At 59.3% G+C, this 13,625-nt stretch carries 15 protein-coding genes; 6 read left to right on the forward strand and 9 right to left on the reverse strand.

Annotated features, from left to right (window positions below):
* Positions 1-31 precede the first annotated feature (31 nt).
* From KHQ23_RS11470 to KHQ23_RS11480, 3 genes are read right to left on the reverse strand one after another with little or no spacing between them, the layout of a single operon-like run.
* The gene (locus KHQ23_RS11470; protein ID WP_002916289.1) at positions 32-1,051 is read right to left on the reverse strand and encodes an aldo/keto reductase; all 1,020 of its coding nucleotides are present in this window, start codon (positions 1,049-1,051) and stop codon (positions 32-34) included.
* Between the two features lie 20 nt (positions 1,052-1,071).
* A complete protein-coding gene (locus KHQ23_RS11475; RefSeq protein WP_004181226.1) occupies positions 1,072-1,629 on the reverse strand; it encodes an NAD(P)H-dependent oxidoreductase in 558 nt (185 codons plus the stop codon).
* 8 nt (positions 1,630-1,637) lie between these two features.
* On the reverse strand, positions 1,638-1,946 hold the full coding sequence (locus KHQ23_RS11480; protein ID WP_004151785.1) for a superoxide dismutase: 309 nt from the start codon (positions 1,944-1,946) through the stop codon (positions 1,638-1,640).
* A gap of 138 nt (positions 1,947-2,084) precedes the next feature.
* Between KHQ23_RS11480 and KHQ23_RS11485 the strand changes: the two genes are divergently transcribed.
* Positions 2,085-3,011 (forward strand): LysR family transcriptional regulator, encoded by a 927-nt coding sequence (locus KHQ23_RS11485; RefSeq protein WP_023301278.1) that lies wholly within the window; start codon positions 2,085-2,087, stop codon positions 3,009-3,011.
* A gap of 3 nt (positions 3,012-3,014) precedes the next feature.
* On the opposite strand, the gene KHQ23_RS11490 is transcribed toward KHQ23_RS11485, so the two are convergent.
* Together KHQ23_RS11490 and KHQ23_RS11495 are read right to left on the reverse strand one after the other, a co-directional pair.
* Positions 3,015-3,587, reverse strand: a complete 573-nt coding sequence (locus KHQ23_RS11490) for a DUF1349 domain-containing protein (protein WP_002916283.1) — start codon at positions 3,585-3,587, stop codon at positions 3,015-3,017.
* A gap of 30 nt (positions 3,588-3,617) precedes the next feature.
* A complete protein-coding gene (locus KHQ23_RS11495) occupies positions 3,618-3,911 on the reverse strand; it encodes a YciI family protein (protein WP_002916282.1) in 294 nt (97 codons plus the stop codon).
* A 218-nt stretch (positions 3,912-4,129) separates the two neighbouring features.
* Between KHQ23_RS11495 and KHQ23_RS11500 the strand changes: the two genes are divergently transcribed.
* From KHQ23_RS11500 to KHQ23_RS11520, 5 genes are all read left to right on the forward strand, one after another.
* Positions 4,130-4,459: a metalloregulator ArsR/SmtB family transcription factor gene (locus tag KHQ23_RS11500; protein WP_002916281.1), complete on the forward strand. Its 330-nt coding sequence runs from the start codon at positions 4,130-4,132 to the stop codon at positions 4,457-4,459.
* Between the two features lie 51 nt (positions 4,460-4,510).
* Positions 4,511-5,803, forward strand: a complete 1,293-nt coding sequence (locus tag KHQ23_RS11505; RefSeq protein WP_021464060.1) for an arsenic transporter — start codon at positions 4,511-4,513, stop codon at positions 5,801-5,803.
* 9 nt (positions 5,804-5,812) lie between these two features.
* Entirely contained in the window at positions 5,813-6,235 is a 423-nt protein-coding gene (gene arsC / locus KHQ23_RS11510) for a glutaredoxin-dependent arsenate reductase (protein ID WP_002916278.1), read from the forward strand.
* A 472-nt stretch (positions 6,236-6,707) separates the two neighbouring features.
* The gene (locus tag KHQ23_RS11515; RefSeq protein WP_002916277.1) at positions 6,708-8,261 is read left to right on the forward strand and encodes a peptide MFS transporter; all 1,554 of its coding nucleotides are present in this window, start codon (positions 6,708-6,710) and stop codon (positions 8,259-8,261) included.
* 184 nt (positions 8,262-8,445) lie between these two features.
* Complete coding sequence (locus tag KHQ23_RS11520) at positions 8,446-8,745, forward strand: DUF1889 family protein (RefSeq protein WP_002916274.1); 300 nt, start codon at positions 8,446-8,448, stop codon at positions 8,743-8,745.
* 62 nt (positions 8,746-8,807) lie between these two features.
* On the opposite strand, the gene KHQ23_RS11525 is transcribed toward KHQ23_RS11520, so the two are convergent.
* From KHQ23_RS11525 to KHQ23_RS11540, 4 genes are read right to left on the reverse strand one after another with little or no spacing between them, the layout of a single operon-like run.
* Positions 8,808-10,256, reverse strand: coding sequence for an MdtP family multidrug efflux transporter outer membrane subunit (locus KHQ23_RS11525; protein WP_002916272.1), 1,449 nt, complete (start codon positions 10,254-10,256; stop codon positions 8,808-8,810).
* Positions 10,253-12,190, reverse strand: a complete 1,938-nt coding sequence (gene mdtO, locus KHQ23_RS11530) for a multidrug efflux transporter permease subunit MdtO (RefSeq protein ID WP_021464059.1) — start codon at positions 12,188-12,190, stop codon at positions 10,253-10,255. Before mdtO ends, KHQ23_RS11525 begins: the two co-directional genes overlap by 4 nt.
* Before the next feature lie 12 nt (positions 12,191-12,202).
* Positions 12,203-13,228, reverse strand: a complete 1,026-nt coding sequence (mdtN, locus tag KHQ23_RS11535; protein WP_004174502.1) for a multidrug transporter subunit MdtN — start codon at positions 13,226-13,228, stop codon at positions 12,203-12,205.
* 6 nt (positions 13,229-13,234) lie between these two features.
* Positions 13,235-13,507 carry a YtcA family lipoprotein gene (locus KHQ23_RS11540; RefSeq protein ID WP_002916204.1) on the reverse strand — a complete coding sequence of 91 codons (273 nt, stop codon included), beginning with the start codon at positions 13,505-13,507 and terminating at the stop codon, positions 13,235-13,237.
* Positions 13,508-13,625: the final 118 nt, after the last annotated feature.

Below are 13,625 nucleotides of genomic sequence, written 5' to 3' on the forward strand. Positions count from 1 at the left end.
TTTTATTCTCCCTGCTGAACAGGACAGAGGGTTACCGCGTCCACACCTGATGATGGTCTTTGGCTTGCGGCGTGTTTTGCGCCATCACGCCTGTGAGAACGTGCGGCTGGTAGGCTTCTTCCAGATAACGGATGTCTTCCGGGCTCAGTTGAAGGGCTACAGCGTTGACCGCGCCGTCAACATGATGCTTTTGCGTGGCGCCGATCACCGGAGCGGTGACTTTAGTCAGCAGCCAGGCCAGCGAAATTTCGGTCATGGAGACCTGATGCCGTTCGGCAAGTTCGGCGACGCGGGCAATAATGATCCGGTCCTGTTCTGCCGTGCCGTCGTATTTGCCCCGGGCATAATCATCTTCCACCGCTCGCCGCGTGTGGCCTTCTAAGCGGGAGAGACGGCCGCTGGCCAGCGCGCTATAGGGAGTCATGGCGATACCCTCTTCCGCGCACAGCCCGAACAGCTCTCGTTCATCTTCACGCATAATCAGGTTGTAGTGGCTCTGCACAGAAACAAAGGATGTCAGCCCTTCGCGTTCGGCAAGGGCGTTCACCTTCGCCAACTGCCAGGCATAGCAATTGGAAATGCCAATCGCGCGCACCTTGCCGGCGGTCACTGCGGTGTGCAGCGCCTCCAGCACGTCGATAACCGGGGTGTTGTAATCCCAGATGTGGTAGATGTAGAGGTCGATGTAGTCCATCCCGAGGTTTCGCAGACTCTGGTCAAGCGAGCGGGCTATCGCCTGTTTTCCGCTGATCCCCTCGGCAATCTGCGCGGCGGTTCGTGGCAGAAACTTGGTGGCCAGCACCACCTCCTCGCGTTTTGCCATCTCCCGCAGCGCCCGGCCAACGTACCGTTCGCTGGAGCCGTTCTGATAGGCGATGGCGGTATCGTAAAAATTGATGCCCTGTTCCAGAGCGTGGCGGATGATGTCCCGGCTGGCTGTTTCGTCCAGCGTCCAGCGATGCTGACCCGTTGACGGATCGCCAAACCCCATACATCCCATGCAGATACGGGAGACCAGTAAGTCACTCTTCCCGAGCCGGGTATACTGCATCGTTATTTTCTCCCTTTGGGTTATTCCACCAGAGTATTAAGCCGCGCGATCAGTCTGGCCGCGTGTTCCCGGGCAAGCGTTTTTTGCTGAGCGATTTTGTCGGCATCCCGGTCGGCGTAGCTAATACCGCAGGTATAAACCGGCGCCAGCAGCTCAAGATTGCACAGCCTGGCCGTGGTCTCGAAGGGAAGGAGATACTCCTCAATGGCATGGCCAAAGAAACCGTCAGCGGTATAGAGCGCCTGTGGCGCTCCCGTGGTGAAGGAGAGGATCAGCTTTTTACCACCCAGTTTCGCCGTTGAGCCATGGGCGAAGCCGTGGACAAATACCTCGTCCAGCCACTGTTTCATTAACCCGGGCAGCCCATACCAGCTAAAGGGAAACTGCCAGACAATCACATCCGCCTGCAGCAGGCTTTCCTGCTCAGCGGCGATGTTGAATTTGCCGTCCGGATAGAGCCAGTCCAGACGACGGATTTCCGCATCAGGCAGGGCGGTCGCCAGCTCATCGAGGATGGTGGCGTTGGCGATGGAATGGTTAAGATCCGGATGCCCGGAAACGACAAGAATATGAGCCATTCCCAACGTTACTCCTGATGTTTAAATTCAGCAGAGAAGAGATTTTCCCAGCTAATAAACGAGCCGAGTGGAATACACTCGAAGGTTAATAGACCCGCTTTTGCCAGCGGAAATTCGGCCATGACATTATTCGCCTCTTCCACGGTGTCGCACTCGAGGAAAATAGCGACGCCGGGTCGATCCTGACGGAAATAGATGTCGCGAATAAAGCCTGACTTGTACAGTCCCCAGGCGTGCAGGGCTTCTGCGGTAAGGTGCGGCGCATAGTGTTCCAGCGTCGCGCCGGGGGCAGGGATATCCAGACATAAAATTCGCATAGTTGTCTCCGGAAAGTCGTTATCAGCGGGAAGAGACAAAAGTATACGAGCCGCAGGGGGGGAAGATTAGGCGGTCATTGACTTAAGAATATTTAGCCTGTACTTAATAATCAGGCGAGGGTGTCTTAAGGAGATGCTATGAATAACGCGCTTTATAATCAGATACGCATCTTTCAGAGCATTGCGCGCGAGGGCAATATCTCGGCCGCCGCGCGCAAGCTCGAAATCACGCCGCCGTCGGTCAGCAATGCGCTCAGGCTGCTGGAGGAGCATATTGGCCACCCCCTTTTTGTGCGCACTACCCGGCGTATCGAGCTGACGGAAACCGGGCAACAGCTGCTGGAGCAGACCGCCGCGGCGGTGGAGACACTGGAAAAGTCGCTGGAAATCATCCGCGACCAGAATCAAGAGCCCTCCGGGGCAGTGAGAATAACCCTCTCGCGCTTTGCCTACCTGCTTATTCTCAAACCGGCGATGGCGGCATTTTGTCAGCAATATCCGGGGATCCAGCTGGAAATATCGGTCTATGACGGTACCGTCAATATTATTGAAGAACGTTTCGACCTTGGGATCCGCTTTGGCGATATTCTCGAAGGCGGCGTGGTCGCCCGCCCGTTAATGAAGCCGTTTCGTGAAGGGCTATACGCCTCCTCTGCCTATCTTGCCGAATATGGCGTGCCAGCGATGCCTGCCGATCTCCATCATCACCGGCTGATTGGCTATCGCTTTATTACCAACAACCGCATCCTGCCGCTGATCCTCAATGACCACGGCGAGCAGCTCACCGTCGAGATGCCCGGACAGTTAATCAGCAATGATATTGACGTCATGGCCGACGGTATTCGCCACGGACTGGGAATTGGCCGTTTATTTGAACCAATCCTGCAATTACAGCCCGATCGTGAGCAGTTTATTCCCGTGATGGAGGACTACTGGAAAACCTATCCGCCGGTTTATCTCTATTACCCAAAAAACGCAGGCAGAACGAAAAGGGTGAAAGCCCTGATTGATTTCCTGATAATGCATGCCGCGGATGATGCAGAGAAAATCGGGTCTTCCCGCTAGCGTTCAGCTCAGATCGTGCAGCGCTTTGTCCAGCGGCGGGGAAAGCTGAATATCCTGAAACGCAACCGCCAGTCCGCCACGCTCCGGTGAGCAGCACATGACGCCCGCTTTCACCGGGCCTGGCGGAAAGTAGCCGAGCCGCAGTAGCGGCCAGCGCTCGCCGTCGGTTGAATACTGCAGCCTTAACGCGTCGCCCTTGCGGGTCAGCCGCAGCCAGAAGGTGCGCGGGTCGCCGGGGAAAAGCCCGGTGGCCCAGTCGGAGTGGGTTAGCGTCAGTACGCTGCCGATGGCCGGGGCATCGTCATTAAACTCAATTCCCGCCTTCAGCCAGGTCTGCTCGTCGGCCATCATCATCAGCCCAGCCTGGTCGTAAAGCGTGGTGAAATCCGCACAGATTTTTGCCTGCAGGGTAAAATCGCCCGCCACTTCTGCGGCATAGAGATGGCCAGAGAAGCGCTCGAAGCCATACCAGGTATGGCGCCAGAAGTCGGTATGCTTATTAGTGACCACCGTCAGGCCGTCGGAATCGCGGCGCCACTCGGCAGGTTCATTGATCCAGTGAAAGTACGGCTGCATTTTTCCTCCGGGATATGCTTTCAGACAGGGTTATAACAGCGACTGCAGCGCGGGTGACGCCATGCTGGCCTCAAAGGGAATAATCTCTGTACGGGCGAGACCCAGCTGCTGGAAGGGATCCTGGCTCAGACGCGCTTGCAGAGTTTCCCGGCTATCGCATTTTGCCAGAATGACGCCGCCGGTGCGGGGAATACGGCGGCCGGAGGCGAGAAAGAGGCCGTCAGCATAGCCTTTTTTGAGCCATTCGATGTGGGCGGGGATCGCACGGTCAACCTCTTCGAGCGGTTTTATATACGTTAAAACAACCACATAAATCGTACTCATCCTGAAAGCCCTGGCAATCCAATGGGATCTCCAGCCTGACATATTTCGATGATGGATAAAAGAAAACGCGGCATTTTTCCGTGCTATTTAGCAGGGATGGCGGGGCGCAACATCCCGGATGCTCATCGCAGACGTGAATTAATATATATGTTTTTTCGCATGTATATTGATCTTTCTTTGTGGCCCCGTATGCTGTCCGTCACGCTTGAGGAGAAATCATGTCTTTATTGCCCCTGCAACTGTTCAAAAACCTCGCCGATGAAACTCGGCTGGGGATCGTATTGCTGCTCAAGGCGCGTGGAGAGCTGTGCGTGTGCGATCTCTGTACGGCGCTCGCCCAGTCCCAGCCCAAGATCTCCCGCCATCTGGCGATGCTCCGTGAGAGCGGATTGCTGCTGGATCGTAAACAGGGTAAGTGGGTCCATTACCGCCTCTCTCCGCAGATGCCGGCCTGGGCGGCGCAGGTGATTGAGCAGGCCTGGCTCAGTCAGCAGGAGGATGTGCGGCTGATGATCAGCAGACTGGCTGGCGGGCCGGGTTGCCGGTAAAAAATTTATCTTAACATATATGATTTTTCGAATGTGATTGGCGGAGGAACGATGTTGCTGGCAGGTACGATTTTTATCCTGACCCTGGTGCTGGTGATCTGGCAGCCGCGGGGGTTAGGGATCGGCTGGAGCGCGGCCTTTGGCGCGGCGCTGGCGCTGGCCACCGGTGGCGTACAGGTAGCCGATATCCCGGTGGTATGGCATATCGTCTGGAATGCGACCGCCACCTTTATCGCCGTTATCATTATCAGCCTGCTGCTTGATGAGTCTGGCTTTTTCGAATGGGCCGCGCTGCACGTTTCCCGCTGGGGAAGAGGCCGGGGTCGTCTGCTGTTTACCTGGATTATCCTGCTCGGCGCGGCTGTGGCGGCGCTGTTTGCCAATGATGGGGCGGCGCTGATCCTCACGCCAATCGTGATTGCCATGCTGCGAGCGCTGGGGTTCAGCAAGGGAACGATGCTGGCCTTTGTCATGGCCGCCGGATTTATTGCCGATACCGCCAGCCTGCCGCTGGTGGTGTCGAATCTGGTGAATATCGTTTCGGCAGATTTCTTTGCCATCGGCTTCAGGGAGTACGCTTCGGTGATGGTGCCGGTCGATCTCGCGGCGATCCTCACCACCCTGGCGATGCTGCACCTGTTCTTTCGCAAGGATATCCCGCCGGCCTGGGATATGGCGTTACTAAAAGCGCCGGCCACGGCGATAAAAGATCCAGCGACGTTCCGCACCGGCTGGGGCGTGCTGCTGCTGTTGCTGGCTGGCTTTTTCGTCCTTGAACCGCTGGGGATCCCGGTCAGCGCCATCGCGGCGCTCGGCGCCGGGATCCTGTTTGCTGTCGCGAAGCGCGGGCGGGTAATTAACACCGGCAAGGTGCTGCGCGGCGCCCCGTGGCAGATAGTGATCTTCTCGCTGGGAATGTATCTGGTGGTGTATGGTCTGCGAAACGCCGGGTTAACGGATTATCTGACCACGGTGCTGAACATGCTGGCGGAGCGCGGCCTCTGGGCCGCGACGCTGGGCACAGGTATCCTGTCGGCCTTCCTCTCTTCAATAATGAATAATATGCCCAGCGTACTGGTCGGCGCCCTGTCGATTGATGGCAGCGCGGCAACAGGGACGATCAAAGAGGCCATGATTTATGCCAACGTCATCGGCTGCGATCTGGGGCCCAAGATCACGCCAATTGGTAGCCTGGCCACGCTGCTCTGGCTGCATGTGTTGGCGCAGAAGCACATCACCATCGGTTGGGGGTATTATTTCCGCTGCGGCATCACCATGACCCTGCCGGTGCTGCTTGTGACGCTGGCCGCGCTGGCGCTGCGTCTCTCCTTCAACCAGCCATGAGAACGTACTATGAGCATCACCATTTACCATAACCCTGATTGCGGCACCTCGCGTAATACGCTGGCGCTGATCCGTAACAGCGGCGCCGAGCCCACCGTTATCTATTATCTGGAGACGCCGCCGTCGGGTGATGAGCTGCGCCAGCTGCTCGCCGCGATGGGGATCCCGGTGCGCGCGCTGCTGCGGAAAAACGTCGAACCCTACGACGCGCTGGGCCTGGCGGAAGACCGGTTTACTGACGACCAGATAATCGACTTTATGCTTCAGCATCCGATCCTGATTAACCGTCCGATCGTAACGACGCCGCAGGGCACCCGACTCTGCCGCCCGTCAGAGGTGGTGCTGGAGATCCTGACGGCGCCGCAAAAAGGCGCATTCGTGAAGGAGGACGGTGAGCCAGTCATTGATGCCGCAGGGCAGCGTGTGAAATAGCGCGCAGAATGGCGCCGGCTGTAGCAGCCGGCATGCCGTGTTAAACCTGCTGTATGGTAGGCTCTCCAGGTATGTAGCGCCTGGATTGCTGACAATATTCTCGCTTAGCGCTATTTCTCCACTATCCAGTCTGTTTCCCTTACTTTTCCTGCCGTTATACACCGCCTCTGCGCCGGTGGTTTATGTCTCTCGATAAATTATTAACTGTTTGTTTTTAATGGGTAAAATTTCGTTTTGTGCGTAATGATATAAAGTCAACGTCGTTTGCATTATTGCGAACATTAAATCTGTAAAACTAGATGTTTGTCGACTTTTCATCTAAAAAGGGAAGGTAAGGGGCTGGACAAAACCATTGCGTGGTTATCAAATGGTTAAAAATGCTCGTGTTTGATGTTAATACAAACAAATTATAAATCGTCAGCCTGCTTTATACGGTTAACTTGCGCTGCGGCGCACCTTACCTGGAGAATTTATGCATTCCTCTGTTAATAAAAACGAAAGCCGTACCTTTTTCGGCCATCCTTATCCGCTGGGCTCCCTGTTCTTCACTGAAATGTGGGAGCGCTTCTCGTTTTACGGCATCCGTCCTTTACTGATCCTGTTTATGGCGGCGACAGTGTACGACGGCGGCATGGGCCTGGCGCGAGAGAACGCCTCGGCGATCGTTGGGATTTTTGCCGGCAGTATGTATCTGGCCGCGCTGCCGGGCGGCTGGCTGGCGGATAACTGGCTTGGCCAACAGCGCGCCGTCTGGTATGGCTCTATCCTGATCGCCCTGGGGCACCTGTCGATCGCTCTGTCAGCATGGCTGGGCAACGATCTGTTCTTTATCGGTCTGATGTTTATCGTCCTGGGTTCCGGGTTGTTTAAAACCTGTATCTCGGTGATGGTCGGCACCCTGTATAAAAAGGGCGACGCGCGCCGCGACGGTGGTTTTTCGCTGTTCTACATGGGGATCAACATCGGCTCGTTTATCGCGCCATTGATCTCTGGCTGGCTTATCAAATCGCATGGCTGGCACTGGGGCTTCGGCATCGGAGGGATCGGGATGCTGGTGGCGCTGATCATTTTCCGTGTCTTTGCCGTACCGTCGATGAAGCGCTATGACGCGGAGGTTGGCCTCGATTCCACCTGGAACAGCCCGGTGGCGAAAAAGAATGGCGTTGGAGCGTGGCTGCTGGCGCTGGCGCTGGGAGTGGCGGTGCTGGTCACGCTTATCAGCCTGGGCACGATCGTGATTAACCCGGTAGCGGTGGCCAGCGTGCTGGTCTATGTGATTGCCGCCTCCGTGGCGCTCTATTTCATCTGGCTGTTCGTCTTCGCCGGACTCAACCGTAAAGAGCGGGCGCGCCTGCTGGTATGCTTTATTTTGCTGGTCTCGGCGGCCTTTTTCTGGTCCGCGTTTGAACAGAAACCGACCTCCTTCAACCTGTTTGCTAACGACTATACCAACCGGATGATCGGCGATTTTGAGATCCCCGCGGTCTGGTTCCAGTCGATTAACGCCTTGTTTATCATTCTCCTCGCGCCGGTATTCAGCTGGGCGTGGCCTGCGCTGGCGCGTAAAAACGTTCGTCCGGGCAGTATGACCAAATTCGTGATTGGCATCCTGTGCGCAGCGGCGGGCTTTGGCCTGATGATGCTGGCGGCGCAGAACGTTCTGAGCAACGGCGGGGCCGGTGTGTCGCCGCTGTGGCTGGTGGGCAGCATCCTGATGCTGACGCTCGGTGAACTGTGCCTCAGCCCGATTGGGCTGGCGACCATGACTCTGCTGGCGCCGGAGAGAATGCGCGGCCAGATGATGGGGCTGTGGTTCTGCGCCAGCGCGCTGGGTAACCTGGCGGCGGGCCTGATCGGCGGTCATGTGAAGGCCGATCAGCTGTCGCTGCTGCCGGACCTCTTCGCCCGCTGCTCCATCGCATTGCTGATCTGCGCCGCCGTGCTGGCCGTGCTGATTGTCCCGGTCCGCCGGATGCTGGAGAACAGTCGGTCCAGCGCCGCGCAAAAATCCCTCAGCAACGCCTGACGCGATCCTCAGGCCGGCCCTACGGGGCCGGCTTGTTTTTTGTCCAATCCCCGCCCCAGCAGAACAAAATCCCCTTTTCACAATGCGCGATGTCCCATAACGTGAGCGTGTTCTTTGAAATCACGTCGCTTTCCGGTCCATAGTGTAGTCAGGTTTACTATGTGGTTAATATAAGGACACACCTATGCCAGCAGTCATTGATAAAGCATTGGATTTCATCGGTGGTATGAATACGTCTGAGCCAGTACCACAGTCTATGGATGAAAGTACCGCGAAGGGAATTCTCAAATATTTAAAAGAACTGGGCGTACCCGCCACCCCGGCCGACGTCGCTGCGCGCGGCCAACAGCAGGGCTGGAGCGCTGGGTTTACCGACAAAGTGGCGGAGTGGGCTGAACGGGTCGCCGCCGGCGAACGGCTGGTGATTAAGCATCCGGAATTCTTTTCCACCTATATGCGGGAAGAGCTGCGCGCCCTGGTGTAATCGCCGCGCATCCACCCCGCCTCTTCAGCTTAATGCCTTCCCCTATTGGGAAGGCATTTTTGTTATTGCCCTCGATAGCCGCCGCCCAGGGCTTTGATCAGGGTAATGTCGGTGCTTAGCCGCTGGGCCTCAATGTCCAGCAGCAACAGCTGCTGGGCGAGGACCGCCCGGCGGGCTTCTTCGGCGGCGTAGCGGCTGAGGAGGCCGCGCTGATAATGGGCGCGAGCGCTATCGGTGGTGGTCTGCGCCGCGGTGACTTTTAGCTGCTGCAGCGCGCGCTGCTGATTCAGGTCGTTAAGCTGGCTGGAGCTGATGGCGACATCGCGAACCGCATCCAGCACCGCCTGGTTGTACTGTTTGATCAGGATGTTGCTGGCGGTGCGTACCGACTGCAGATTAGCGTTCAGACGGCCGCCGTCGAAGATCGGCAGATACAGCCCGGGCAGCAGGTTGATCTGCTGGAAAGAGGACTTAAACAGATCCCCGACGCTCAGGGCGTTATAGCCCCAGAACGCTTTGATATCAAAATGGGGGTAGAAGGCCGCTTTCGCCGCATCGACCTGGCTCAGGGAGGCGGTGACGTAGCCGCGCAGCGCCTGCAGGTCCGGACGGCGGGCCAGCAGCTCGAAAGAGAGCGACGGCGGCAGCGTCTCCTGGAGCGCCGGCAGCGCCACCGGATGGATGGCCGGCATGCTCTGCGCATCGGCGCCGATCAGCGCCCGCAGGGTTTCACGATACTGGGTCAGCATCCCCTCGGCGCTAATGATCTGCTGGCGAGCGGCGAGCTGTTCGGCCTGGGCGTTGGCCACATCCACACTGTCTTCCAGGCCGCGCCGGGTCCGGTGCTCGTGGGCTTCCACCGAGAATCGGGCAATGCCCTCTAGCTCCTGCAGCAGCGCGATTTTCTGGAACGTCGCCTGCATGGCGAAATAGAGCTGCGCCACGCTGCTGGCGATGTCGAGCTCAATGCCGGCGGTCTCCGCCAGCCGGGCGTTTTTCTCGCCAATAGCGGCGGCGACCCGGGCGCGATCGGCCCCCCAGAGATCGATATTCAGCTGCGCCCCGACGCCAACGGTATTCAGCGTATACCAGGGGCCGTTTTTATCCACCGGCAGGGAGTATGAGTAGGGCCAGCTAAAGGATTTGTCGGTGATCCGCAGGCGGTTTTGCGCCGCGACGGCGGTGGCCTGCAGGCCCATCGCCGACCGGGCGAGTTCCACCGTGGACTGCGACTGGGAGATGCGCAGCCGGGCGGCCTGCATGGTCGGCGAGTTCTGCAGCGCCCGGTTGATCAGCATATTGAGCTGAGGATCATCATAGGCCTCCCACCAGCGGGCGGCCGGCCAGTCGCTGTTCGCCAGGTGGATCACCTGCGCCAGCTGGGCCTGCTGCGGATTGACGATGGCGACCTGGGCAGGCTCATCCTGGATCAGCGCGCAGCCGCTGAGCAGCGTCAGCGTCAGGGTAAAAAGAGTGCCGCGCAGGCGCGCGGAGAAAGGAAGGATCATCATGACGTTTTAGCCTGTTGCTCAGTCGCTATCGGTGTCGGCCCCCAGTCGGGCAGGGCGGCCAGCGCGGCGGCCAGCGCCGGGCCAAAGGGGTTAGTCAGTTCGGCGGTTAGCTGTTCGCCAGGCGCCGTCGCCTCCTGTTCGATACGTTCAGCGTAGCGCCGCAGCTGTTCGGCGCAGCGGGCCAGGGTCGGGTCTCCCGGCGCGGCGTTGAGTCGGTAGCCTTCGCTGAGGCGGGCGATCTCCTCGGCCTGGGCGAGGGTGGCGCGCATCGGCCAGCCTTTCGCCTGGGGCCAGGGGTGAGCATACGTGCCCAGCGGTTCGGCGCGAACCCGGTGGAGCAGCGCTTCGCTGTCGGTGAAGGCGACAAGCAGGGGAGCCAGCGGAACCGCCTCCTTCGGGGCGGCGAGGCAGTCCGCCAGCCGGCGATAAAGTGCCGCAAGGCGGGTTTTCAGCTGCGGCGCTTCGCTGTCCGGCCAGAGATACAAATGAACAATGGAGGAGACCAGCACCCCGAGCAGGATGCCCAGCACCCGATCCCGCAGCTCGGTGAGGTTCGTCAGCGGAGCAAACCAGCTGAGAAAGGCCAGCGCAAAGGTGAAACCAATCTGGATCCCGGCGTAGGCGATACGCTCCGAGCCGGCGGCAATCCACGCCGCCAGCGCCAGCACCGGCAGGGACATCGCCAGCAGGCCCGTCAGCGAATCGGTCCAGGGCTGGACAAAGACGATTAACAGCAGCGCCAGCAGGGAGGCGAGCAGCGCCCCGCCGATGCGCAGCCATGTCTTTTGCATCGTGGCGCCCAGCCCGGGCTGGGCGACGATCACGCAGCTCAGCATAATGGTATGTAGACCCTGCCAGTCGGCAGCGGTATAGAAGACATAGCAGATTAGGGTCGCCAGCAGGGTCTTGAGCGCAAAATGGAGATATGCCGGGTTGCGCCAGGCGTCCGGCGCCAGCAGGGGCGCCTTCTCCACCTCACCCTGCGGCAGGGCAACCGGCTCACCCTGCGCCAGCCGCTGCAGAGTGGTAGCCATCTCCTGCAGAACAGCGCGATTGACGCCGCGACCGCTGAGCGTCAGGGGAGGAATAGCGCCGTCAAACGGCCCCTCGCTAAGGGCGTTCTTCAGCTGAAGTACCGCCTGCGACAGCTGCTGGCGATCGTCACTATCCGCCTCGTCTGCTTGCAGCAGGGCCGCCAGCTGGTAGCAGCGCAAAGTGGCGGCCAGCCGCGAGCGCCAGGCCTGGGGATCGGCGGCGATCTCCGGTGTCGCCCGGCTGGCCTGGGCGAATAGCGACTGCAGCTGATTGAACTGCGCGGCGGTCTCGCCGAAGGTCGGTGGCGCTTCAGCGTCCGGGGCCGCCAGCCGCCGGGCGACCTCGTGCAGCATCCCGGCCAGACGCGCCTTAAACTGGTTACCGGGAAAGGCCTGCTGAAAGCAGGCGTTGACCAGCAGGGTGACGAGGATCGCGGTGTTAATCGCCACCCACAGCCAAAGCAGCAGCCGCACCAGGATCTCGCTCTGGCTGGTCATCGACGGGAAGGTCTGAGCGTAAATCACCGCCAGCGCCACCACGAAAAAGGCCAGTCCCAGCTTGCCCAGCACCCGCATCAGATAGAGGGCGCAGAAAAAGAGCGCCACGGAGGCCGCCAGGCGGATCAGCGGGTAGTCATAGGTCCACTTGATGATCAGCAGCACGCCGCCGAGCGCCACGGTGACGGTGACAAAAAAGACCACGCTGACCAGCTTAATCATCAACACGTTAGGCTGGCTGACGTAGAACACGACGATCAGCGCAACGGCCAGGAAAGGGATCTGCAGGGTCATAAACAGGGTGATGAGCACCGCGCAGCTTAGCGTCAGGCGCAGCGTGTAGCTGGCGCGTCCCGGCGCGTCGCGCAGTTCCTGGCGTAAAAAATGGGCGAGAGGAAACATAGCGTCGCCCGGCTACGGCTGCAGCACGGCGCTGGCCGAGGCGCCCATGCGGAACAGTTCCGGGTCGGGATCGCTGACGGCGATTTTCACCGGGAAGCGCTGCGAGACGTGGACCCAGTTAATGCTTTTCTGGATCAGCGGCAGCCCTTCGATGACGCTCCCACCTTCGGGCAGGACCCCGGAGCCGACCGAATCCACCACCCCGTTAAAGGTCCGGTTGTGGTTGGTCATCACGGTGATCCGCGCCGCCACGCCGGGGCGCACGTTGTTCAGGTCGGTTTCGCGGAAGTTCGCGATCACATACCAGCGGTCGTCATCCAGCAGGGTGAAGACCGGCTTCAGCGCCGAGGCGTACTGGCCGACGGTGGTTTTCAGCGCCACCACCACGCCGTTGAACGGCGCGCGCACTTCGGTAAATTCCAGATGCAGTTCAGCGAGGGCGATTTGCGCCAGGACCCCGGCGCGTTGCGCCACCATGGCATCCACGCCGGTCACGGCCGCCGAGGCCTGTTTGGCCTGCAGCAGCGTGGCCTCCAGCTCCGCCCGCGCCGCTTTCTCAGCGGTGCGCGCCTGATCGAGATCTTCCTGGGAAGCGAACCCCTGCGGCACCAGCGGCTCAAGGCGGATACGCGTGGAGGTGGTCTGCTTAACCAGCGCTCTGGCGCGCTCGACGGCGGCCGCCACCGACTGGGCGTTATACTCCTGCGCTTTGATGGTGCGCTGGGTCAGCATGATCTGCGCGTCGAGGGTCGTCAGCCGGGCTTTCGCGTCATCGAGCATTGCCTGATAGGGGCGGGGGTCGATGCGGAACAACAGATCGCCTTTTTTCACCCGCTGGTTATCGCGAATGGGCATCTCCACGATGCGTCCGCTGACCTCGGGCACTACATCGATGGTATCAGCATAGACATAGGCGTCATTGGTCTCCGGCGAGGTTTGCAACTGCCAGATAACGAGGATCAGCGCCAGGATGGCGGCAAGGACCAGCGCCAGCAGAGGCCACTTTTTGCGTAACAGGGAAGTGCGGGAAGTTGTCATAAGCGATCAGTGAACAAAAAACAGAAACCACAGCAACGTGGCGAACAGGAACATCAGCGCGACGTAGCTGAAGACCAGGGGAGAAAAGCGCGGCTGCCAGCCTTTACGGGTAATCAGGATATGGCAGGGGATCAGTAAAAACGCACCGCCCAGTAAGCAGAAAAACCAGCCGGGAAAAGCAGCGCCCAATACCGGGATCTCTGGCGAAAGTGAGCAGCCGGAAAGCGGCAAGACGAGCAGTAACCGCGCCGGGCGGGCGATGGTGGCAATATGATTCAATGGAACATCCCTGAGTGATCATACCAGTGTGTCATGAGTGTAATCGCCTCGTTGCGGGAATGAAAGTCAACCGATCGTTGACTGCGGGATCCTTGCGCGATGGGAGAGCATGATGTGA

It is taken from the genome of Klebsiella sp. 64 (assembly GCF_018223915.1).
GTDB lineage: Bacteria > Pseudomonadota > Gammaproteobacteria > Enterobacterales > Enterobacteriaceae > Klebsiella > Klebsiella pneumoniae.

Bases quoted from the DNA above. Each gene is read 5' to 3' on its own strand.
- KHQ23_RS11475 (WP_004181226.1), bottom strand. From the start codon at position 1,629: ATGGCTCATATTCTTGTCGTTTCCGGGCATCCGGATCTTAACCATTCC.
- KHQ23_RS11495 (WP_002916282.1), bottom strand. From the start codon at position 3,911: ATGAGTACGATTTATGTGGTTGTTTTAACGTATATAAAACCGCTCGAA.
- KHQ23_RS11500 (WP_002916281.1), top strand. From the start codon at position 4,130: ATGTCTTTATTGCCCCTGCAACTGTTCAAAAACCTCGCCGATGAAACT.
- mdtN (WP_004174502.1), bottom strand. From the start codon at position 13,228: ATGACAACTTCCCGCACTTCCCTGTTACGCAAAAAGTGGCCTCTGCTG.
- KHQ23_RS11485 (WP_023301278.1), top strand. From the start codon at position 2,085: ATGAATAACGCGCTTTATAATCAGATACGCATCTTTCAGAGCATTGCG.
- KHQ23_RS11470 (WP_002916289.1), bottom strand. From the start codon at position 1,051: ATGCAGTATACCCGGCTCGGGAAGAGTGACTTACTGGTCTCCCGTATC.
- mdtO (WP_021464059.1), bottom strand. From the start codon at position 12,190: ATGTTTCCTCTCGCCCATTTTTTACGCCAGGAACTGCGCGACGCGCCG.
- KHQ23_RS11525 (WP_002916272.1), bottom strand. From the start codon at position 10,256: ATGATGATCCTTCCTTTCTCCGCGCGCCTGCGCGGCACTCTTTTTACC.
- KHQ23_RS11505 (WP_021464060.1), top strand. From the start codon at position 4,511: ATGTTGCTGGCAGGTACGATTTTTATCCTGACCCTGGTGCTGGTGATC.
- arsC (WP_002916278.1), top strand. From the start codon at position 5,813: ATGAGCATCACCATTTACCATAACCCTGATTGCGGCACCTCGCGTAAT.
- KHQ23_RS11515 (WP_002916277.1), top strand. From the start codon at position 6,708: ATGCATTCCTCTGTTAATAAAAACGAAAGCCGTACCTTTTTCGGCCAT.
- KHQ23_RS11520 (WP_002916274.1), top strand. From the start codon at position 8,446: ATGCCAGCAGTCATTGATAAAGCATTGGATTTCATCGGTGGTATGAAT.
- KHQ23_RS11490 (WP_002916283.1), bottom strand. From the start codon at position 3,587: ATGCAGCCGTACTTTCACTGGATCAATGAACCTGCCGAGTGGCGCCGC.
- KHQ23_RS11480 (WP_004151785.1), bottom strand. From the start codon at position 1,946: ATGCGAATTTTATGTCTGGATATCCCTGCCCCCGGCGCGACGCTGGAA.